Source organism: Parasphingorhabdus sp. NYA22, assembly GCF_976973735.1.
Genome location: NZ_OZ333477.1, coordinates 2,553,891 through 2,575,007, shown reverse-complemented (window position 1 = coordinate 2,575,007; position 21,117 = coordinate 2,553,891). Strand labels below are relative to the sequence as shown.

Here is a 21,117-nt window from a genome sequence, read left to right as displayed (position 1 = left end):
AACGTCGGCTCAAGTCTGTTCTCTCTGGCGGTCGTCTTTTTCCACCAGCGCGATGAAAGCATCTTCTAGTGTCGGCTCTGGAATATCTTCTGAACGTGCACTGGCTTTCAGCTCATCGGGAGCGCCAGCAGCGATCATTCGTCCGCGATAAATTAGCGCCATGCGGTCGCAATATTCTGCTTCTTCCAAAAAATGTGTGGTTACAACGACGGTAACGCCATTTGCGACCATCGCATTAATGTGTGACCAGAATTCCCGGCGCGTCAGGGGATCAACGCCGGACGTCGGTTCATCCAGAAACAACACGTCAGGTTCGTGTAAGACGGCACATGCCAAAGCAAGTCGCTGCTTATAACCCAATGGCAACATGATTGCGTTTGTTTCCAAATAGGAATCCAGGCCAAAAGTCGAGACGAGCCTATCGATCGCCTCACGGCGCTTCTTCCCAGTCAACCCATAGATTCCAGCGAAAAAGTCCATATTTTGGCTCACACTCAGATCACCATATAAGGAAAATTTCTGCGCCATATAACCCAGGCGTGCGCGGGCTTTGCTCGGTGCCTTCTGCAAGTCCATACCGGCAACACGTGCAAGACCTTCCGAGGGACGTAAGAGACCGCATAGCATCTTGAAGGTGGTCGATTTGCCAGCTCCATTGGGTCCTATCAAACCATATATTTCCCCGCGTTTCACTTCGAAACTTATGTTGTCTGTGGCCGTAAAATCACCGAAACGGCGGGTTAGTCCCATTGCTTCAACGGCAATTTCGTTTTGGTGCACATTAGTCGATTGTAATTTCAAAAAGGGCGAGGGCTGTTTTTGGCCGCCGCCCATGAGGTCCATGAAAGCATCTTCAAAGCGAGGCGGTGTGGAAGCCATAAAAGCGGCTTCGCCTGCTGATAAATCCGATGGCAAAGGCGTTATCGCTCCCTTTGCAGTTACGATACGAATATTTCGCCCCTGAATGACGCCGTCCAAAACAGCTCTGTTTTCCAGAGCGCGGGCTAGTACTAACCTTCTGTCTCCTCCTATGTTGCTTAAGAGAAAGGCTCGTCCTTGAACTCGGTCCGTAAGTGCGTCCGGCGGACCATCATATATAAGTTTTCCTTCATTGAGCAGCATGACTGAAGTGCAGCGTTCCGCCTCGTCCAGATAGGCTGTACTCCAGATCACACCAATTCCCTGATCGACCAATTCGTAGACCATTTGCCACAATTCCCGCCGTGACAAAGGATCGACACCAACACTTGGCTCGTCGAGCAAAAGCAGGCGAGGCGTTTTGATCAAAGCACATGCGATCCCAAGTTTCTGTTTCATTCCCCCAGATAATGCGCCTGCCAGGCGCTTTGTGAACGGCCTCAGACCAGTAAACTCCAACAGTCGCTCAAAAGTGGCAGCGCGCTGCGGCCCGGTTACTGACCTCAAATCAGCGTACAAATTGAGATTTTCAAAGACAGTAAGATCGTCATAGAGGCCAAAGCGCTGGGGCATATAGGCAACAACCTCGTGAACCGCATTGGGCTCCTTTAAAGGATCAAAGCCGCAAACTTCCAGTTTGCCTTCACTCGGCCGCAAAAGACCAGAAATGAGGCGCAGGAGAGTTGTTTTCCCGGCACCATCTGGTCCAACCAGACCCGTCACTCTTCCCGGTTTAATTTGACTCGTAAGATCCGAAATCGCGGGAATATTAGCGTTCTCAAATTGCTTGGAGAGATCGCTTATCGTAACGAGTGCTGTGTCATGCTTCACTGTCTGGCCGCAGGTTTTAGAATGACCGTGACGGGCATGCCCTGTTTGAGACGTGAGCCGGGATCTTCAACAATGATTCTGACACGGTATACCAAACTCGTGCGCAGTTCTGGCGTTTCCACCGTTTTGGGCGTGAATTCAGCAACTGGGGAAATAAATCCGACTTTTCCAGTATAAATTCCGCCGGAATCCGTTTGGACTTCTGCTTTCATTCCAGGTTTGACGCGGTCCAGGTCTGGCTCCGCCAAGAAAGCGCGCACCCAGACCGGCGAAACCAAAGATACCGAAACTATTGTTTCGCCGGCTCCGATTATCGAACCGGGTTCTCTGACCCTTGTCAATATGCGTCCGCCTGAAGGCGCAATGAGATTGGCATCTTTTAGCCGTCGTTCAGATAGGTTGAGCGCCGCCTTTTCCGCGTTAAGCGCAGCCTGGGCTCGTTCAATGTCTTCGGAGCGGGGCCCTATGCGCGCCAATTTATATGCCTTTTCCGCAACCTCTTTTGTGGCAGCGGCGCGGGCTCTTTCGGTCTGGGCTGTTTCAAGGCCTTGCGGGGAGACAAAATCACGGTCCGCCAAAAACTGCTGACGTTTCAGGGTGTTTTCGGCAAGCGAGAGGGAGGCATTTGCTTCGGCTAGAATGGCAGCGGCTTGATCAATTTCTTGAGGACGGGTTCCCGTTTGCAGTGCTGCCAATTGTGCCGCCTGACCGCGGACTCTGGCTTGCGACAAACTCACGTCGTCCTCGTAATCTTGCGGTTCAAGAATGGCTATCAGCTTTCCGGCCTTAACAGTGTCGCCTTCTTCGACATTGACTGCACGAAGCCTGCCGGGAACTTTGAATGCCAGGTTAACTTGGCGGACATCGACATTGCCATATAGAACAATATGCCCATCAGTCTGGTGATCGTCTCGGAGTATATAGTAAGCATAAGTCCCAACCGCGATTAGGATCAAAAGAGCTATTAGCGCATATATGCGGTTTCTCGTTATCATTGGTCTACCGTGTTTAACTCCAGTGAGAATTTGATCTGCGCCAAATTTTGAACATATATTTGGTTCGCGTCGAAGTCAGGCCGCAAGGTTTTTTATCCGATGCGGATTTTCGTATCGCTTAAGAAAACATAAGGCGGAATATCGAGATTTCGCGGCGCAGGGCCGCGGCGAACGCGCCCGGACAGATCGTAGAGCGACCCGTGGCAAGGACAAAACCAACCTCCATATTTCCCCCGAGCGTCCCCCTCTTTTTGACCAAGAGGGATACAGCCGAGATGGGTGCAAACACCTATCATAATCAGCCACTCGGATTTCTGAACCCGCGCGCTATCGCTCAAGGGATCGATCAAGCCTGGATTGGCGTCATCTGCTTGCGTTCGGGCAATATCGATTGCCCTGCGCCGGACGATAAATACTGGCTGATTACGCCAGCTGACCGTTACTCGCTGCCCAGGTTCGATTGACGAAAGATCAACTTCAATCGAGGAAACCGCCAATATGTCTGCCGACGGGTTCATACTGTCAACAAGAGGTATGGCCGATGCGGCAACCCCCACTGCTGCAAAAGAAACTGGCGCGATATGGATGAAGTCTCTCCGCCTGATACCGGCGGAATCTAAATCGATCTCTTTTCCGGCGATGGTCTCCATCACGGCCTCTTCGGACTATTCCCAGCATTACGATGTGCCGCTATTGCGACTTTGCCAACTCGGTTCATGATCCATCCTGACCGATGGGAACTGTCGCCGATTTACTGCCCCATCGCGGAATAAAGCGAGGGACCTTAGCTGCATAGCTGCGATAAACATCTCCCAGTTGCGCTTCGACTTCGCGTTCTTCTTTAAGTGCGAGCCGCCAGTACATGATCAGCAATATGGGAAACATTGCCAGCGTCAGCAGGGTTGGCCACTGGAATAGAAATCCAATCATGATCATCACAAAACCGACATATTGTGGATGTCTTATCCGCGCGTAGGGGCCTGTTTGTGCCAGTTCGCCGCTATGCTGCGCTTTGTAAAGAACGCGCCAAGCTACGGAGAGCAAATAGAATCCGCCGCCGATGAAGATGAAACTTAGCAGATGGAAAGGCCCAAAATGAGGATTAGCCTCCCATCCAAAAATCATTTCCAGCAAATGACCGCTATCATGCGCAAACCAGTCGATATTGGGATAGTTGGATTGCAACCAGCCTGCGAGGAAGTAAATGGTCAATGGAAAGCCGTACATTTCTGTAAAAAGAGCGACAATGAATGCGCTAAAGGCCCCAAAAGAGCGCCAATCTCGCTTTGTCCGAGGTTTGAAAAAACTAAACGCAAAGATGATGAAGATGGCCGAGTTGAAGACGACCAGAAACCATAGCCCGTAGGCAGACATATCCATTATCATTCCCCCACCTTGTCAGGGATAGATCCTTGATCAGGATCGCCGCGCTTGGCACCATGCCCGCCATGCCCGCCATGCCCGCCATGCCCACCATGCATGAAACTATGCATGACAACGCAAACAAGCAGCAGGCCGCCAAGCAGCAGATAGTCGCCTGGGATATGGGCTTGATGCTCAAAATATAGAGCAAAGGCCGCTATTGCCAAAAACCCATAAAATACAAATTTGGCGCGGGAGTTGGATGGCTGTGACGCGGATGACTTGTGTTGGTGTTGCATGATATGATACCTCCGTTTTCATAATCGCACGGGCGCGGCATTCCTAAAAAATCCGACGCTCATAGATTGCTCATGGGAATAGACGTTAGAAAACGCGTTGCGTTACAGTCGACAACTCAAATTCGCCAACTTTGGACAGCCGTGGCGCTTGATATTTGTGCTCGTCCGTCAGAATATCTAGTCGGCGTGACCTACTCCATGCTCACACCAGACACATTGGCATGCAATATGATCACAGCTTGGATCATGAAGTGGGCGGCGAAATTGCCGCCGTGCAAGCGGGAATATGATTTTCGTAAGAAGAGAGGGTTGATACAGACGATGCAACCTTGCAGATGCATTTGAATGGCTAATGTTCCGCAGCGCCAATCGTGCCCCGCGGTCACCCGCGGCATTGTACAGGAAACGGTTGCTAATGCCGATTTTCAATAGTGGCAGGAGCTGCGCGCGCCACAAACGGGTGTAATCAGTGCCATCAATCAAGCTCTGGGCCGCCAAAATGCCCGAGCGCAAGGCATACCGCATTCCAAAGCCTGCAAGCATATCCTGAAAGCCAGCTTGTTCGCCAATCAGCGGATGGCCGCCTTGCATTGCCGTGTTGGGGATACGGAAATTTCCAAATCCACCGAACGCGCGCGGAGAGTTCATTTTCAGTCCGGTTTTTTCTTCGAAAAACTTTACAGAGCGCGCCACGTGCACCGCTTGATTTTTAAAGCCGCTGAACATGCAGCTTGCTAGCGTACCCCGGCCATTGTGGACCAGCAAATAGGCATAGCCATGCGGGGCAAGCTTGTTATCAAAAACAATATGATTGCTGTCGGCCTGATCGGTTTCGAATATATAGCCTGCTGCAATTGCATCGGCTGAGCGGGGTCCGATTGCGGAGACAGCGGGCCCTTCGATACTTGTTGCGCGCTCACCAAAACGAATGTCGACGCCGACTGAAACAGCCTGATCGAGCAATCCTTGCTCAAGGCTGTCCTTCTGACCTCCGCGCTGTACGAGATAGTATAGCGGACGATCACCGATTATCGGGTAATCTTTACCGCGATAATCATAAGCTGTCCCTTGAAAGACGGGGTGGGCGCTGAAACTTGTTTGGATCCCTGCTTCGTTTAGTTCGTCCAGCACATCGCGCTTGCCGCTCCAGTTTTCAAGACCTTGGTAATCGCCGTGAAACCTGCTGCCGACCGTCTTATGCCATTCACGCACTATCACTTTGCGCCCGGCCCGCGCGAGCAGAATGGCACAAGCCAGACCTGCCGGGCCGGCACCGACAATAGCAATCGGCTCGCTTCGGGATATCAAGCCATTCGATGGAAGATCCCCAGCCATGCTATTGAGTTTCTCCTTTGGAGCCTAGCTTGGGATCCATCGACCTATGCGTGCACCGGTGCTGCATGGATACCTTCCAGACGGATCCGTTTCAGTAATAGTGCATTGATGGCAACCAAGGCCGAACTGCCTGACATGGCGAGCGCTGCAACCTCGGGACTTATGATGAAAGGATAAAGAACGCCGGCGGCCATCGGAAAAGCGATCACATTATAGGCAACGGCCCAGAATAGATTCTGATGCATTTTTCGCAATGTTGCGCGCGATAATTCGATCGCACCCAGAACATCATAAGGGTCACTTTTCATGAGTACCACATCGGCGCTTTCGATTGCGACGTCTGTACCAGCTCCAATGGCGAATCCGACGTCGGCCTGGGTAAGGGCAGGAGCGTCATTGACGCCGTCACCGACCATACCTACTCTTTTGCCCTGATCCTGCAGTTCTTTAACCTTTTCGGCCTTTTGTCCCGGCAAAACATCAGCCAGAACGGTCGTAATGCCAAGGCCGGAAGCAATACGTTCGGCCGTCGCCTGGTTATCGCCGGTTAGCATGGCGACCTCCACGCCGCGTTTGCGTAGCATTTTGACCATAGCAGCGGCCGTTGGACGCGGCGCGTCGGAAATTGCAATGAGGCCAGTAAGCTTGCCGCCTTTGGCAATGTGAACAACGGTCTGGCCCGCTCCTTGCAGTCGCGCCGCTTCGGCTTTGAGTTCGCTCATCGAAACTTCACGTTCATCCATAAGCCTTCTATTGCCAAGGAGTACTTCTTCGCCATCAAGCTCGGCGCGCGCGCCTTTACCTTCGATATTTTCAAACGCTGCCAATTTTTGCTTTGGCAGATCACCAGCGCGCTTTGTTATGGCCTGTGCCAAGGGATGATCAGAACCTTGCTCGACGGTTGCCGCCATCGCAAGCACCTCATCGATGGACACTTCAGAAGATGTAACAACCTCGACCACTTCGGGAGCACCCATTGTCAATGTTCCGGTTTTATCAAAGACGATAATATCGAGTTTTGTGGCGTCCTCGAGGGCACTGGCATTTTTGAAAAGAATACCGTTCATCGCACCGAGCCCTGTGCCAACCATAACGGCCATGGGCGTTGCGAGACCAAGAGCGTCAGGGCAGGCGATTACAAAGACAGTAATGGTCAATGTCAAAGCGAACAAAAGAGGTTGCCCGAGCCACCAAAACCAGACGGCAAAGGTTGCAAGACCGATAACAACAGCGATCAGGACCAGCCACTGGGAGGCTTTGTCGGCTAGCAGCTGGGATGGGGCCTTTGAATTTTGGGCTTCCTGAACCAGTTTGACGATTTGCGCCAGCGCGGTATCGGCGCCAACCTTGGTCGCGCGATATTGAAAGCTACCGCTTTTGTTGATCGTTGCGCCAAAGACATTGTCTCCCGGCTTCTTGTTGACGGGCATGGATTCGCCGGTCAACATTGATTCATCGACGAGCGTTTCGCCCTCCAGAATTTCTCCATCTACCGGAATTTTATTGCCTGGCCGAATGACTACCACATCATCTTTGAGCACTTCGGCAGTTGATATTTCAATTTCCTTGCCTTCACGCAATACAGTAGCTTTCGGCGGCGCGAGGTCCATAAGCGAGCGAATAGCGTTGGACGCGCCCGCGCGTGCGCGCATCTCGAGCCAGTGTCCCAGCAAAATGAATACTAAAAGCACCGCTACAGCCTCAAAAAACTGAACCCCAGGGAAAAAGAATGTTGATCCGACGCTGAAAAAATATCCGGTGCCGACAGACAAGACGACGAGCACCGCCATATTAAGCACACCGTTACGAAGCGCGCGCCAGGCGGCGATAAAGAACGGCCAGCTCGGATAAACTATCGCTGCGCTGCCAAGGAAAAATAACCAAAGATCCAGGCGCAGCCCGAGTGGAGGAGCTGGCGGTGTAAACAGTCCGCCCATTGGCGAATAAATGAAAATGGGAATAGCAAATATCAGCGCAATCCAGAAGCGATTGCGCATGTCTTTTACCATGTCGGCCATATCCATACCGCCGCCATGACCCATTTCATGAGCGGTATGATCGGTTGCGGCCTGCTTGTCATCTTCGCTCAGCTCAGCGGCTTTTTTACCATGACCGTTGTGTTTCGTATGATCAGCAGAGCCGGTCTTTGGTTGTTCTTTTTCGCATAGATGCTTTGGCAACAGTTCTCCGCCGCAGTGATAGCCGCATTCGGCAATTTTTGTTTCGATTTCTACCAGCCCTATTTCTTTTTCATCGAAAGTTACGGTGGCGCTGCCGCTGGCATAGTTTACGGATGCTTTTTCTATTCCCCTTAACTTGGAAAGCTGTTTTTCAACGCCCTGTGAACTTAACGGTGAAATCAACCCCGATACTTCAATTACAGCGGTCCGCATATGTATCCCTCTTTGATTTTTCATCTTTTTGGCGGTTCATGTCCAAATGACAGCATATTTTCACGAAAGACCATGGTTGGGCAGATAGCGCCCAACAGCGATCCTCGAACCGACAGAAAGATAGACGGACTGGGATGAGCTTCGTTACAGTCGTAAGATAGTTTAGCTCAATCCAAGGGAACGGCGTGGGTTGCGTGCGAACAATCGCAATTGAGAAATCCATGCACAGGACAGGTTTCACATGTTTCTTTCAATCGATCGCGCAGCGCTTGACGCGCGCGGTGCAGGCGTACCCGCAGATTACTTTCGCTGATGTCCAAGGCGGCGGATACACTCTCGCGCGCTTCGCCAACGATATCAACACGCCAGAGAATATCGGCATAATCGGATTTCAAGGTCGGTAGGAGCTGATATAGACAAATGCAAATCATGCGATCTAATTCATGTTCCGCTTCTTCGCTATCCATCAGCTTCTCAAAGTTTGCATATTCCTTTTCAATGACGCGTCGTTTGCCCTGAGCACGATAGTGGTCGATCAAGGTTGTATGGAGTACTTTGCGCATCCACCCTCTTAATTTTTCGCTGTCTCGTAAATCATCAATGCGATCCAGAACTCTGACATAAAAATTCTGCAGCACGTCCGCTGCTTCGTCTCTATTTCCAAGCTTATAGACCAAAAACCGAAGGAACTCCGATTGCACCTCAGCCATGACCTTATGCACAGAATAATCCTCTCCCGATTCTTTGTCTTCAGATGCCATATTCACTCCCGGCAAGCAGCGCTTGGTCGCTTCACGCCTGTATATCGTCTTGTCCACAATGCTCAGTGGACCGGATTATCTGGTCGTTGTCAAACTGTAACAAACCCGCTTCGTTGACGTCCCTCACATTGACGCAAGAGATTTAAAACGGGCCAAAAAGCCCTGACTTGCGATTACAGACAGATAGTGAGGACAGAAAATGTGGACATATCTTCTATCAAAATTTCTTTCCGGTTTTATAAAAACCGGTGCCCTGCGTGTAATCTTTCCAAACGGAAAGGAACAGCAATATGGCCCAGACTGCAAAAATCCAATAAGTATCAAAATACATTCACGCAGTCTGCCCAGAAAGCTATTCCTCAACCCCGAGCTTATTTTGGGCGAGGCCTATATGGACGGTTCGCTGACCGTAGCAAATGACGATATTTATGGATTGCTGGAGTTGTTGATCAACAACCAAGCATTGCAACGCCCAAGCTGGTTTTCTCGCAAAGTTACCCTTTATCGGCAATTTCATCGATATTTCGCGCAACATAATCCATTGACCATCGCCCGCAACAATGTGGCCCATCATTATGATCTTTCGAAAGATTTTTATCGGCTCTTTCTGGACGATGACATGCAATATTCCTGCGCATATTTCACCGGACCCGATGACAGCCTGGAAACCGCACAGGAAAACAAGAAAAACCATATTGCTGCCAAGCTAATGCTAGAGCCGGGTCATCATGTGTTGGATATAGGGTGCGGTTGGGGCGGATTGGGCCTTCACCTGGCCAAAGAGCACGGGGCGCATGTAACCGGGGTTACGCTGTCATGTGAGCAACATAATGTTGCCCTTGAGAGGGCAGGAAAATTGCAGACAAGTGCCCGCGCAGAATTTCGTTTGCAAGATTATCGAGAAGTCACCGAAACCTTTGATCGCATAGTGTCGGTCGGTATGTTCGAGCATGTTGGCATACCCCACTATTCGGAGTTTTTTTCCAAGTTACATGGCAGTCTTGCGGAGGATGGTATCGCGCTGCTCCATTTTATTGGCCGAGCCGATGGTCCTGGTGCGACAAATCCATGGATTGCTAAATATATATTCCCTGGAGGATATTCTCCGGCTCTTTCCGAAGTAATGGCCGCTGCTGAACGCTCAGGTCTATATGTTACAGATGTCGAAGTTTTACGGCTCCATTATGCCGATACACTGAAAGCATGGCGCGACAGATTCGAACAAAAAATTGATGAAGTTAAAAAAATCTATGATGAACGATTCTGCCGGATGTGGCGTTTTTATCTGGTCGTCAGCGAGCTCGCATTCAGGCAAAATGGCCATGTGGTTTTTCAGGTTCAATTAGCTAAAAAGCAGGACGCTGTCCCGCTTACACGCGACTATCTCGTACATTCGCAACCGCAGGACGGATATTCAAGGCGTGCTGCATGATCCGGGAGTTTGGTAGGAAGGCTTGGAGGCACATTTAACATAAGTGTAACAAATCATCATTTGCCACGTCATTATAATTGAACCCAATCGAACCGTTCCCGATGTTTAGGAACGCCGGCGGTTTGAGCCATCACCATGTATCCAGTCACATAGGGAAATTTTGGAGAATTTCAGATGAACGATGCCGAAAATGATAATGCAGACAAAGAGATTATCACGATGTACGCCCCAATATTCCGGCAGAAGCTTGCCAGGCTGGAAGCGCATGGCCAGCAAGACACTGCCGAAGCGGATGAATTGCGCACAGTATTATCACGGATTGATCGTGCACAATCCTGCGCTCAGCGTGAACCGACGATAGTCCGTCATGAGATTAACCGTCACCGAGAACATCAAGCTGCCTGACTCTGACTGGGCGGAGTAACCCAAGCATTAGTTGCGTTGGCCTGCAATTTAACTAGCGACCGCGGAATCCCGAAGAACCTCTTTACCGCAAAGGAAAGAACCAGTGTCAATGAACAATGAAATGGAATTAAAAGGGGTTTTCAAGGCCGAACAGCTGGAGCAGTTAAAAAGTCTTTGTGCCATTACCGATCTGGCAGTCAATAAGGCAGTTTCTCGCGTTCTGACAACGACATATTTTGATACGCCCGATCATGCTCTGCACAAGCACGGCTATTCATTGCGTGTTCGCAAAATCGGCAAGACTTATACCCAGTGCCTGAAACGGCAGAGCGAACCTCTGGGCGCCATCATGGGGAGAACAGAATGGGAGGCTGAATTGCCGGATCAAATCCCACAAATTGATCTTCTTGAAAATAAGAAAATCCGGACCAAGTTAAAACGATTGGCCGATGACAATCTACAAGCTGTTTTCCAATCCGTTGTTAGGCGGCAGTCCCGTAAACTCAAATTTGAAGATGGTACGACAGTGTCGCTCGACATCGATGTCGGCGAAGTCACCGCAGGCGAAGCAGCCCAGCCAATTTGTGAATTCGAGCTCGAACTTTTAAGCGGTTCAGCCGCTCGCATATTTGAACTTGCGGCAACTATTAATCAGACAGTCCCGTTCCGGACCAGCACTGTGAGCAAAGCAGCGCGTGGCTATTCATTGTTGTCCAAGGAAGAGCCACGCGCTCAAAAATGGCAGCAGTTTAAGCTGTTGAAAAGCTTCACTGGAGAACAGGCGTTTGTCGACAATCTTCAGCAGACAATCAGCTATCTGCAAGCCAATGAAGCGTCGGTTCTGCTGGACGATGCCGAGGGCATCCATCAAATGCGGGTTGCCTTGCGGCGTTTGCATGCAGGCTTGGAGATTTTTCAGTCCAATATTGCGCCAGAAAAATATGATTGGATCATGACCGAAGCAAAATGGCTTAGGGATGAGCTATCGGCAGCGCGCAGCTGGGATGTTTTCATCGATGAATTTGTAGCACCGGTCGCCAAAATTCCCAGACCGGCCATCGGATTTGAACTGCTTTTGTCGGCTGTCGAGAATGAAAGAGTTCTTCATCGCAAACAAGCCCGCAGCGCAATCAATTCCGCGCGCTATACGGAGTTTATTCTAGGGCTTAGTACATGGCTTTATAGCGACATCTGGCGGGATAGCGCACCCTCTCCAAAAGCAATGGACCTGTCAGCGGCGGCGAGAAAATTTTGCGTAAAGCAACTGAAGAAGCAGAATAGAATTGTGCGCAAAAACTGTCAAAAGCTTAAGAAAATGTCTGAGGAAGAGCGGCATAATCTAAGATTAGTTATGAAGAAACTGCGTTATACCATTGATTTTTCTGCTAATATTTATCCAGATAAGCAAGTTCTGAAATTTCAGAAAACGCTTAGTCCCATTCAAAGTCGGATGGGTTATTTGAATGATGTCCTGGCTGCGGAACTGCTCGTCGAGAAAATGCTGAGTGCGGAACCCAATGCTGCCACGCCAGCATGGTTTTATACCGCTGGCATTGTCATCGGATGGCACCAACGCGAAGCTAAATTTACCGAAAAAAAGCTCTTCAAGGATGTAAACCGGTTCCTCGATACCAAAGCTTTCTGGGATAGAAAATGATACCGATGCAGAATCGGAACGCGAGGGCAGGCCGGTTCAAACGATATCAAAATGAGGCTCCGCTATGAGCGGTGTGATGGTCCTTGTCATTTTGGGCGTCTTCATTGCTCTGTTGTTTGATTATTCTAACGGAATGCAAGACGCTGCCAACATGTTGGCTACGGCAATTGCCTCGCATGCAATGACGCCAATACAGGCAATTATTCTAGTGTCCTCGTTCACTTTTCTTGGTCCGATCATTGGAGGAACTGCGGTGGCCAATACGATAGGCAGCTTTGTTGATGTTTCCGATCTTGGGAATATTATTTCACTGACTGTCATACTATCAGGTCTGGGCGGTGCGATTATCTGGAATTTTCTAACCTGGTGGTTTGGACTTCCCGTCTCCTCTTCCCAAGCTCTTGTGGGAGGTCTCGTAGGGGTGGTAATTGTCGCTGCGGGTCCAGGCCATGTCGTCTGGGGTTTTGAGCTAACTGACGGCTTTCATCTCAAGGGTGTCGCCAAGATAGTGGGAGCTTTGTTTCTTTCACCCATTCTGGGGTTTTTCCTGGGCGGCCTATTACACCGCATCATGGTCTTCGCCTTGCGGGCCGCTAAGCCATCGGCCAATAAATATCTTCGCGCCTTTCAATGGCTGACAACGGCGGCTCTGGCCTTTTCTCATGGAACAAATGATGCCCAGAAAGGCATGGGTGTGATTGCCATGATCCTGGTCCTGGGCGGCGTCAGCGGGCAGTTCTATGTGCCGTTTTGGGTTATTTTGGCGAGCGCAACAGCGATCACAATAGGCACGCTGACAGGCGGTTGGCGCATTGTGCGTACGCTGGGTTTCGGGATCTACAAAGTTCGGCCAATCCACGCGTTGGATGCACAATTGACGTCAGCTGGCGTGATTTTGGCGGCATCTGCTCTCGGAGCGCCTGTTTCCACCACCCAGGTGGTCAGCACTGCAATTATGGGCGTTGGCACATCAGAGCGGCCGAAGTCAGTTCACTGGGGCACTGCAAAGCATATCTTCGGGACATGGTTGATCACGATACCTGGCGCTGCGAGCGTTTCCATTGCCATTTACGGATTGATCCAATTGGCTGGAAAGTTTTTTTGATGGAAAACCATATATGGCAGGCTCCCAAATCCGGAAAAGTAGCATTTTGCGCGATTGGCCCAATGGACTTCTGGCAAAGCTCGCGTCTAAGACAGCACATCTGTGTTTCTCAACGGGGCTTTTGGGAAATTAGTCAAAGATGATTAACGATGCCCCTCAAATTTCTCATCTGATGCTCTTTGGCCAAAGCCTGGCCCTTGGCTTTTTGGTCGGATTGGAGAGACAGCGCCATGAAAATTCCATCGCAGGGCTACGGACTTTCACATTAATCGCACTTGCTGGTTCGCTGGGCGGCTATATCTGGGCGCAAACTGATTCTCAGATTGGCGCCTGGACGCTTTTGATGCTTGTCGCCGCCTGTCTGATGATCGCCCAAATAAAATCCCGGTCTGAAGAGCCAGATACCACGACGGTAATCGCTGCGCTAATTACCTTTATACTGGGTTATATTTTATGGATTGGCCATCCGTTGTTGCCCGCCGCGATTGCTGTGACAATGACTGCGTTGCTCTATTTCCGTAAAGAATTGCGAGAGGTACCGCAAAGGTTGACCAAACAGGAAATAATATCGTTTTTCCAATTCGCAGCGATCGCGGTTATCTTATTGCCAATATTACCGAACAACAATTACGGCCCTTACGAGGTATTTAACCCCTATCAAATCGGTTGGCTGGTGGTCCTCATTAGCGGGCTTAGCTTATTGGGTTATCTCGCACTTAAAATATTTGGGCATAAGTCGGGCATCGCAATTGCCGGGATTTTGGGAGGCATGGCTTCAACGACGGCAACGACCCTTGTCTATGCTAAATATAGCAAGGAACAGGCCGGGTTCTCCAACATTGCAGCAACCATTATATTATTGTCCCACCTGGTTCAGCTCGTTCGCATTGGAATTATCGTGGGCTTACTGGAGTTTATGCTGATGCCTCTCATGCTGCCATGGCTGATAGGGGGCGGGGTGGCGGGCAGTCTGTTCGTTTTGTGGTCGTATCGCAGGATTGAAGATTCAAAGGAGCCCTTACCGGCAGTATCAACACGAAATCCAGCGGAAATCGTGAGCGCGGGGATCTTTGCACTTAGCTTTGCCGGGATATTATTTCTTGTCGCCTGGATGAATGATGTCTTTGCAGAAGCCGGTGTTTTCCTAGTGTCCTTCCTATCAGGATTGACCGATATTGACGCCATAACAGTTTCAAACCTGAAACTCGTGTCGGATAATATTCTTGATCCCAATATTGCCGTTTACGCAATCATATTGGCCTTCTTCGCCAACCTTATTTTCAAACTTGGGATAGTTTTTGTGTTTGCCGACAAGAAACTACGACGCCCCATTTTAACCGGTTATCTGGCTTTGGTATTTGGTATCTCGGCAGGAGTTCTGATCAATGTTTATATCTGAACCGAATAAGGCATGCCGTTGGCAATATCGGGTAAAGCTGGCCGAATGCCAGCTATATACGCGACCAGGGCACGGCTTTCCGCCAACAACGAAAAAGCCACGAGACGGGGCAACTTGGCTTAGTCAAGCCAGCAACGATTGGACAGGCTATGCAATCTGAAACTGAAAGCACAAAAACAAAACGGATTTCGCGCCTCTCGAAAATTATAAACTCCGTGTTCCCGCGAACGCCGGACTTCTATTCAATGCTTAATGATCAATGTGATGTCGTTGTGCAGGCAATGGAAATGCTGGCCGCCTATATGCAAACAGGAGAGCAGAAACGAGCCAATGATGTGCGGAGACTGGAGCACGAAGGGGATATTTTGAAAATAAGAAACATAGATACCCTTAACCGCTCTTTTTCAACGCCGTTTGATCGCGAGGACATTTATCGGGCGATCACCTCGATCGATGAGGGTTTAAATTATGCCAAGACGACCGTGCGGGAAATGGAGATTCTTGGGATCGAACCCGATGCCCAAATGCTCGAAATGGCGAAGCTTCTTCAATCCAGTGCGCAAAAGCTTCAAAGCGGTTTCGCCACTTTGAAAAAGGACCCTAGCTTGGCCGAACAAAGCGCTGCGGCCGTTCAAAAAGTGGAAAGACAGGTTGAAAAACTATATCGCAACGCGCTTTCTCAGTTGTTCGATGCAAAATACTATTCCGCCAAACCCCGGGCAGAACAATCCAGCAATCAAGATGAGTTTTTGCATCTATTGGATCCTTTGGAGGAGGCCGATTGCAGGGCAGTGGCTAGCGGTTTGGCCTATGTAATGGAAGTTTTGAAGCGGCGGGAAATCTATCGCCATTTGTCAAACGCATCCGACCATTTCGCCCATGCCGGCGATATTCTGCACAACATAATCGTAAAAACAGCGTGACCATTTCTGTGCAAATTGAGATGATTTTTGGAAAGGTGACAAGATGAGTAAAAAGGAAAAAAAGACCAAAGGGATCGGCAAAGAAAACTATAAGGCCGCTTTGCAACGCCTGCAGTTGGAATTGGTCAAGTTGCAACGACATCTGATCAAAAATGATCTCCAGATTTTGATTATTTTTGAAGGTCGGGATGCGGCAGGCAAGGACGGCGTGATTAAACGGATAACCGAGCATTTGAGTCCGCGTGAAACGCGCGTTGTGGCATTGGGCAAGCCTTCGGACAGAGAACTTCGTTCCTGGTATTTCGAGAGATATGTAGCTCATCTTCCATCGAGCCAGGAAATGGTTTTGATGAATCGAAGTTGGTACAACCGGGCCGGCGTCGAACGCGTCATGGGCTTTTGCAGCGAAACGGAATATGAGAATTTTATGAAATCAGTAGTTCCTTTTGAGCAGATGCTGATCGGGTCCGGGATGCAAATCTACAAATATTATCTAGATATCTCAAAAGACGAGCAGGAACGGCGCCTGCGTGATCGTCGGGTAGATCCTTTAAAGCAGTGGAAAATTAGCCCAATAGATGAAGTCGCCATTGAACATTGGGACGATTATAGCGAAGCGCGCGATGCGATGTTCCGCCGGACCCATACTGAAATATCACCATGGTTCGTGGTCAAAGCGGATGATAAAAAAACGGCACGATTGAATATTATTGGCCACCTGATGTCGCTCGTTGATTGCCCGGACAAGGATAAGCACGCTGAGCAACCTGACGCTGAAATAGTCTTTCCGTTTGATGAGATATATCTGCAAAATAAAATCATTGCGTCGTGATGGCACTCAATGGTCCGGATGGGATAAATTTCTGCCAAAACACGTTGCGGATTTTTCCTTGGACGCGAGTTCCATCGTGAGCATATCCATTGTTTTGCAGATCATAATAGTGATGCTTCTTTGGGCAATATGCTTTCCCTTCATATCCTGGGGTATAGAATTTGCCCCGCATCTTACATTTGCTGCCTTTCGCGCGATCCTGTCCGGTTTGGTTTTGATTATACTAGCGTTCGCTTTGCGGCAGCCATTGCCACAAAATTGGAATGACTGGAAAATCATCGCCATAGTGGGGATTGGAGCAACCAGTTTCGGCTTTTTGGGGATGTTTCACGCAGCGGAATTTGTCTCTCCGGGTATTGCGACGGTAATTTCAAATGCACAGCCTTTACTAGCTGCAATTCTCGCAGTCTTTATATTGAAGGAGCGACTGACGCGTCTAGGCGTGTTGGGCATGTTGTTGGGTTTTAGCGGAATTATATTCATAGCGTTGCCAGGATATCTTTCCAGCGAGAATAATAGCTATGCGATTGGCGTAGCCTATATTATTCTCGCTGCCCTGGGCATTACGATTAGCAATGTCTGGATTAAAAAACTAGCTGGGTCAGTCGATGCATTGATGGCGATGGGTCTGCAGCTTCTTATCGGCAGTATTCCCCTTGCTATCGCAGCATTGGTTTTTGAAGATCCAACAGCTGTAAAATGGTCATACCAATTCATATCGATACTCGGAATTCTCAGTGTTTTTGGTACTTCGTTGGTCTACTGGATGTGGTTTTCTATCCTCGAAAAGACGTCCTTAAACCAAGCCAATAGTTTCAGCTTTTTCATCCCGATTTTTGGCTTGGCACTGGGAGTTGTATTTTTCGGAGAGCGTATCGCTTTTCTCCAATGGATTGGGATTGCTCTAACTATAGTAGGTGTTTCAATGAGCTTCATGCTGGGATCAGCCCAGAAACGATCGATAACATGACAGACATAACTGGCCATTCATCCAGGGTGCTGGGTTGGAGCGCTGCTTTTCAGAACTATTTTTTCTGCCTGAAACCCGGTTATTGGCGACTGCTAGTATGAAAAATACCAAAACAATGACAGGGAGCGTTCAATCGCTCACATTTTCGCGGCGCGCTACTCTACTGGGCGGTGCCTCATTAGGCATAGGCGCCATTCTCCTAGCCCGCATGGGCTATATCTCCGTTGTCGAAAATAGCCGTTTCAAATTACTGTCAGAGAGCAACCGTGTAAATTTTACGCTCATACCGCCGCGCAGAGGTTGGCTTTTAGATCGCAACGAAAAGCCTATCGCAAACAATAAAGCCGATTTTCGTGTCGATTTAAATCCCAGTCGCGTGAAGGACAAGGAAACGACGATCGCAACGCTTAGCAAATTGTTGAGGCTGGATACCGAAGAGGTCAGGCGAATAAACACTCAATTGGCAAAGACAAATAATTTTCAGCCAATTCATATTGCCTCAGGTCTTGATTTGGACAGCTTCGCTGCAGTGACTGTCCGCTTGCCAGACTTACCCGGAGTTTCAGCTAGTCGCGGCTTTTCAAGAAATTATCCACCTGGAGCGGCCGTCGGGCATCTTGTCGGCTATGTTGGCACGCCATCGGCTGAAGAATATGAACAAGATCCTTCACCTATTCTGGTCACGCCGGGGTACAAAATTGGCAAGGATGGGCTAGAAAAGAAATTTGAGGCAGCGCTGCAGGGAAAACCAGGAGCTAAGCGGGTAGAAGTTACGGCAAGAGGAAAGATTGTACGCGAACTGGAAGCGCGCCCTGATATCCCAGGCAAGTCCATTCAGCTGACGTTAGATATTGATGGCCAGCGTTATGCTGCACGAAGATTGGGCGAGGAATCCGGTTCGGTTGTTGTTCTGGATAGCCAAACGGGGGAGATTTTGACGATCACGTCTATGCCCTCGTTCGATCCCAATACCTTCTCGGATGGTATTAGTCAGAATGAATGGCAGATGTTGTCCGGCGATGATCATGTGCCTCTTCGGGACAAGTCCCTTCGCGGTCTTTATCCGCCTGGATCAACAATCAAGCCAATGGTCGCATTGGCGCTCCTAAAGGAAGGGGTGAGAGCAGATGAAACGATTTTCTGCACTGGTCGCTTGAAAGTTGGCAATAGCTTCTTCCATTGCTGGAAACGAGGCGGGCACGGGACCGTCAACATGGCCAAAGCCATATATCAAAGCTGTGATATCTATTTCTACCAAATGGCTCTTAGAGTGGGAATCGAGCCCATAGCGGCGATGGCAAAAACACTGGGGCTGGGTCTAAAATATGATCTGCCAGTCTCATCGCAAAGCTATGGCACGGTACCTGATGCACAATGGAAGGAGCGCAAATATAATCGAAAATGGCAAGCCTATGATACGGTCAATACGACGATCGGTCAGGGGTATATGCTTGCCAATCCGCTGCAACTGGCGATCATGGCCGCCAGAATTGCTTCTGGGCGCAATATCGTTCCTTCATTGTTACCCAACAAGAACAAGCGGCTACCTCAAAGTCTTGAAATTTCGACAGAACATCTTGCTTTTGTTCGCAGCGCGATGGGAGATGTGGTTAGCGAAATAGGCACAGCGCGCCGCGCCGCGCTGCCTATCCCGGATGTGAAGATGGGCGGTAAAACGGGAACCGCACAAGTAAGGCGTATAACGATGGCAGAACGGGCAGGGGGCGTTCGGTCCAACGCTAGCCTGCCTTGGAAATTCCGCGATCACGGACTTTTTGTTGCTTTCGCGCCCGTCGAAAATCCCCGATATGCAATATCTGTCGTTGTGGAACATGGCGGCGGCTCGGGATCCGCCTATCCGATTGCGCGCGATGTCATGACGTTCTTATACGAGCAAGAAATAGCAATGGATGCCCTGCTAAAACTCGAAGCCGATTGGGGCGGAGATATTGAAGAGCGGATGGCTAAAAGGCTGGCAGAATATAAAGCATCCAAAACCGTCACAGCAACGGACTGACAAGTCGCGCAATATTTTGGACTAGTTTGACTGGCACGGCGCGTTGATTCCAGACTTCCTGACTTAGTCGCTCACTCGCTGCGATATTTTTGCTTTGTTCCGCGGCCAGCATCCTCGCTAGTTTTTCATCGTAGATTATCAAACTGGCTTCGGCGTTTAACTGAAATGATCTGATGTCAATATTGGTAGAGCCAACAACACATATTAGATCGTCTACCATAATGTGTTTTGCGTGAAGCAAGCCGTCACCATATAGATAGATGGTTATGCCTGCACGCAGCATCTGATCATAATATGAGCGCTGAGCAAGGCCCACCAAGATGTTGTCCGAAGCCCTAGAGAGTATAAGATTGACTTCAACTCCTCGTAAAACTGAAGTTTCAAGTGCTTCTACCAAGGCAACGTCCGGTATGAAATAGGGGGTTGTGATAACGACGCGCCGCCGCGCGCTATATATTAGGGCCACAACCAATCGACCTGCGCCGGTAACGGGAAAATCCGGCCCGCTAGGCAGCAGTTGAGCCATTATCGATCCTTTGCCATGACGATGCGGAAAATATGCCGCGTCATCCAGAACCTGCCCAGTTTCAAGATACCAATCTGCTGCAAACACAGCTTGCATTTCAAGCACTACGGGGCCTGCGACATGCACAACAAGCTCGCGGTTGAACAAACCGGGTGCATATTCTGCATCAATGATATTTTGAGAACCAATATAACCAATAGACGCATCAATAATCGCAATTTTTCTGTGATTACGCAGATCAGCACGGGCAGAACGTCGACGCAAAAAAGTCACCGGCAACGCCCGTGCTACTTGGACGCCTGCGCTCATCAGACGATTGCGAATGGCGCGCGCCCATCGGCGTGAACCCAAGGCATCAATAAGAACCCTGCATTCGACACCCCGTTCGGACGCTCTTGTCAGCGCATCAATCACTTTTGATCCTGTGCGGTCGTTTGCAAAAATATAACTGAGAAGATGAACGTGATGATTGGCTCCATTGATATCCGATATGAGTTGATCAACGGTGCGGTCATAATCTGAAAGAAGATCAATCTTATTACCGCCCAGTATTGGAAACTGTCCCAAATTCTGGACCAATTTGGCAGCGGGAGCATATGTTTCGGGTAGAATCGGATGAGAACAGAACTTAGAATGGCTGATTTCATCAGTTGCGTTTGCCAACAATTGCCGAGCTTTTTCAAAACGCTTCCGCCGCCATCGTGGGTAGGTAGGCCTGCCGATTAGTAGATAAATTATCAGTGCCGGAATAGGGATGAAAAAGGTGACAAACAGCCAACCACGTGCCGCTCCAGGGGACCGCCTTAGCGGAACGACAATCAGCATGATTATTCGGATCATCCACTCAACCAGAACGTAACCAATTGCCAAAGAATCAATAATTTCCTGACTCATTTGGCAGGTTCGATCTGTGTCGCCGTATGTCTTATCCACCTGAGCATGTTTTTGTGCCAATTT

Annotated in this window: 18 protein-coding genes; 9 read left to right on the top strand and 9 right to left on the bottom strand. The window is 49.5% G+C overall.

Annotated elements, in window-relative coordinates:
• Positions 1 to 9 precede the first annotated feature (9 nt).
• The 8 genes from ACWFTY_RS12395 to ACWFTY_RS12360 form a co-directional block, all read right to left on the bottom strand.
• Entirely contained in the window at positions 10 to 1,749 is a 1,740-nt protein-coding gene (locus tag ACWFTY_RS12395) for an ATP-binding cassette domain-containing protein (protein ID WP_422343045.1), read from the bottom strand.
• Positions 1,746 to 2,705, bottom strand: coding sequence for an efflux RND transporter periplasmic adaptor subunit (locus ACWFTY_RS12390; protein WP_447524521.1), 960 nt, complete (start codon positions 2,703 to 2,705; stop codon positions 1,746 to 1,748). Before ACWFTY_RS12390 ends, ACWFTY_RS12395 begins: the two co-directional genes overlap by 4 nt.
• Positions 2,706 to 2,836: 131 nt before the next feature.
• Positions 2,837 to 3,394, bottom strand: coding sequence for a ubiquinol-cytochrome c reductase iron-sulfur subunit (petA, locus tag ACWFTY_RS12385; RefSeq protein WP_422343047.1), 558 nt, complete (start codon positions 3,392 to 3,394; stop codon positions 2,837 to 2,839).
• 64 nt (positions 3,395 to 3,458) lie between these two features.
• Entirely contained in the window at positions 3,459 to 4,124 is a 666-nt protein-coding gene (locus ACWFTY_RS12380; protein WP_447524520.1) for a methyltransferase family protein, read from the bottom strand.
• A 2-nt stretch (positions 4,125 to 4,126) separates the two neighbouring features.
• The gene (locus ACWFTY_RS12375) at positions 4,127 to 4,405 is read right to left on the bottom strand and encodes a DUF2933 domain-containing protein (protein WP_447524519.1); all 279 of its coding nucleotides are present in this window, start codon (positions 4,403 to 4,405) and stop codon (positions 4,127 to 4,129) included.
• 177 nt (positions 4,406 to 4,582) lie between these two features.
• On the bottom strand, positions 4,583 to 5,740 hold the full coding sequence (locus tag ACWFTY_RS12370; RefSeq protein ID WP_335656552.1) for an NAD(P)/FAD-dependent oxidoreductase: 1,158 nt from the start codon (positions 5,738 to 5,740) through the stop codon (positions 4,583 to 4,585).
• Between the two features lie 44 nt (positions 5,741 to 5,784).
• Positions 5,785 to 8,133, bottom strand: a complete 2,349-nt coding sequence (locus tag ACWFTY_RS12365; protein WP_335656551.1) for a heavy metal translocating P-type ATPase — start codon at positions 8,131 to 8,133, stop codon at positions 5,785 to 5,787.
• 167 nt (positions 8,134 to 8,300) lie between these two features.
• Positions 8,301 to 8,894, bottom strand: coding sequence for an RNA polymerase sigma factor (locus ACWFTY_RS12360; RefSeq protein ID WP_447524518.1), 594 nt, complete (start codon positions 8,892 to 8,894; stop codon positions 8,301 to 8,303).
• A gap of 199 nt (positions 8,895 to 9,093) precedes the next feature.
• On the opposite strand from ACWFTY_RS12360, the gene ACWFTY_RS12355 reads away from it, so the two are divergent.
• From ACWFTY_RS12355 to mrdA, 9 genes are all read left to right on the top strand, one after another.
• The gene (locus ACWFTY_RS12355; RefSeq protein WP_447524517.1) at positions 9,094 to 10,326 is read left to right on the top strand and encodes a class I SAM-dependent methyltransferase; all 1,233 of its coding nucleotides are present in this window, start codon (positions 9,094 to 9,096) and stop codon (positions 10,324 to 10,326) included.
• A gap of 174 nt (positions 10,327 to 10,500) precedes the next feature.
• Positions 10,501 to 10,731 (top strand): hypothetical protein, encoded by a 231-nt coding sequence (locus ACWFTY_RS12350; protein WP_422343052.1) that lies wholly within the window; start codon positions 10,501 to 10,503, stop codon positions 10,729 to 10,731.
• 109 nt (positions 10,732 to 10,840) lie between these two features.
• Positions 10,841 to 12,388, top strand: a complete 1,548-nt coding sequence (locus tag ACWFTY_RS12345) for a CYTH and CHAD domain-containing protein (RefSeq protein WP_447524516.1) — start codon at positions 10,841 to 10,843, stop codon at positions 12,386 to 12,388.
• A gap of 64 nt (positions 12,389 to 12,452) precedes the next feature.
• Positions 12,453 to 13,493, top strand: coding sequence for an anion permease (locus ACWFTY_RS12340; protein ID WP_447524515.1), 1,041 nt, complete (start codon positions 12,453 to 12,455; stop codon positions 13,491 to 13,493).
• Positions 13,494 to 13,632: 139 nt separating this feature from the next.
• Positions 13,633 to 14,892: an MgtC/SapB family protein gene (locus ACWFTY_RS12335; RefSeq protein ID WP_447524514.1), complete on the top strand. Its 1,260-nt coding sequence runs from the start codon at positions 13,633 to 13,635 to the stop codon at positions 14,890 to 14,892.
• A gap of 149 nt (positions 14,893 to 15,041) precedes the next feature.
• Positions 15,042 to 15,815, top strand: coding sequence for a DUF47 domain-containing protein (locus tag ACWFTY_RS12330; protein ID WP_447524513.1), 774 nt, complete (start codon positions 15,042 to 15,044; stop codon positions 15,813 to 15,815).
• A gap of 43 nt (positions 15,816 to 15,858) precedes the next feature.
• The gene (gene ppk2, locus ACWFTY_RS12325; RefSeq protein ID WP_447524512.1) at positions 15,859 to 16,647 is read left to right on the top strand and encodes a polyphosphate kinase 2; all 789 of its coding nucleotides are present in this window, start codon (positions 15,859 to 15,861) and stop codon (positions 16,645 to 16,647) included.
• Positions 16,637 to 17,617, top strand: coding sequence for a DMT family transporter (locus ACWFTY_RS12320; protein WP_447524511.1), 981 nt, complete (start codon positions 16,637 to 16,639; stop codon positions 17,615 to 17,617). The genes ppk2 and ACWFTY_RS12320 overlap by 11 nt, the downstream gene beginning before the upstream one ends.
• Before the next feature lie 97 nt (positions 17,618 to 17,714).
• Entirely contained in the window at positions 17,715 to 19,634 is a 1,920-nt protein-coding gene (mrdA, locus tag ACWFTY_RS12315) for a penicillin-binding protein 2 (RefSeq protein ID WP_447524510.1), read from the top strand.
• Here mrdA and cls read toward each other — a convergent pair.
• Positions 19,618 to 21,114 (bottom strand): cardiolipin synthase, encoded by a 1,497-nt coding sequence (gene cls, locus ACWFTY_RS12310; protein ID WP_447524509.1) that lies wholly within the window; start codon positions 21,112 to 21,114, stop codon positions 19,618 to 19,620. The genes mrdA and cls overlap by 17 nt on opposite strands.
• Between the last annotated feature and the right edge of the window lie 3 nt (positions 21,115 to 21,117).

Bases quoted from the DNA above. Each gene is read 5' to 3' on its own strand.
- petA (WP_422343047.1), bottom strand. From the start codon at position 3,394: ATGGAGACCATCGCCGGAAAAGAGATCGATTTAGATTCCGCCGGTATC.
- ACWFTY_RS12380 (WP_447524520.1), bottom strand. From the start codon at position 4,124: ATGGATATGTCTGCCTACGGGCTATGGTTTCTGGTCGTCTTCAACTCG.
- ACWFTY_RS12375 (WP_447524519.1), bottom strand. From the start codon at position 4,405: ATGCAACACCAACACAAGTCATCCGCGTCACAGCCATCCAACTCCCGC.
- ACWFTY_RS12370 (WP_335656552.1), bottom strand. From the start codon at position 5,740: ATGGCTGGGGATCTTCCATCGAATGGCTTGATATCCCGAAGCGAGCCG.
- ACWFTY_RS12365 (WP_335656551.1), bottom strand. From the start codon at position 8,133: ATGCGGACCGCTGTAATTGAAGTATCGGGGTTGATTTCACCGTTAAGT.
- ACWFTY_RS12360 (WP_447524518.1), bottom strand. From the start codon at position 8,894: ATGGCATCTGAAGACAAAGAATCGGGAGAGGATTATTCTGTGCATAAG.
- ACWFTY_RS12355 (WP_447524517.1), top strand. From the start codon at position 9,094: ATGTGGACATATCTTCTATCAAAATTTCTTTCCGGTTTTATAAAAACC.
- ACWFTY_RS12350 (WP_422343052.1), top strand. From the start codon at position 10,501: ATGAACGATGCCGAAAATGATAATGCAGACAAAGAGATTATCACGATG.
- ACWFTY_RS12345 (WP_447524516.1), top strand. From the start codon at position 10,841: ATGAACAATGAAATGGAATTAAAAGGGGTTTTCAAGGCCGAACAGCTG.
- ACWFTY_RS12340 (WP_447524515.1), top strand. From the start codon at position 12,453: ATGAGCGGTGTGATGGTCCTTGTCATTTTGGGCGTCTTCATTGCTCTG.
- ACWFTY_RS12335 (WP_447524514.1), top strand. From the start codon at position 13,633: ATGATTAACGATGCCCCTCAAATTTCTCATCTGATGCTCTTTGGCCAA.
- ACWFTY_RS12330 (WP_447524513.1), top strand. From the start codon at position 15,042: ATGCAATCTGAAACTGAAAGCACAAAAACAAAACGGATTTCGCGCCTC.
- ppk2 (WP_447524512.1), top strand. From the start codon at position 15,859: ATGAGTAAAAAGGAAAAAAAGACCAAAGGGATCGGCAAAGAAAACTAT.
- mrdA (WP_447524510.1), top strand. From the start codon at position 17,715: ATGAAAAATACCAAAACAATGACAGGGAGCGTTCAATCGCTCACATTT.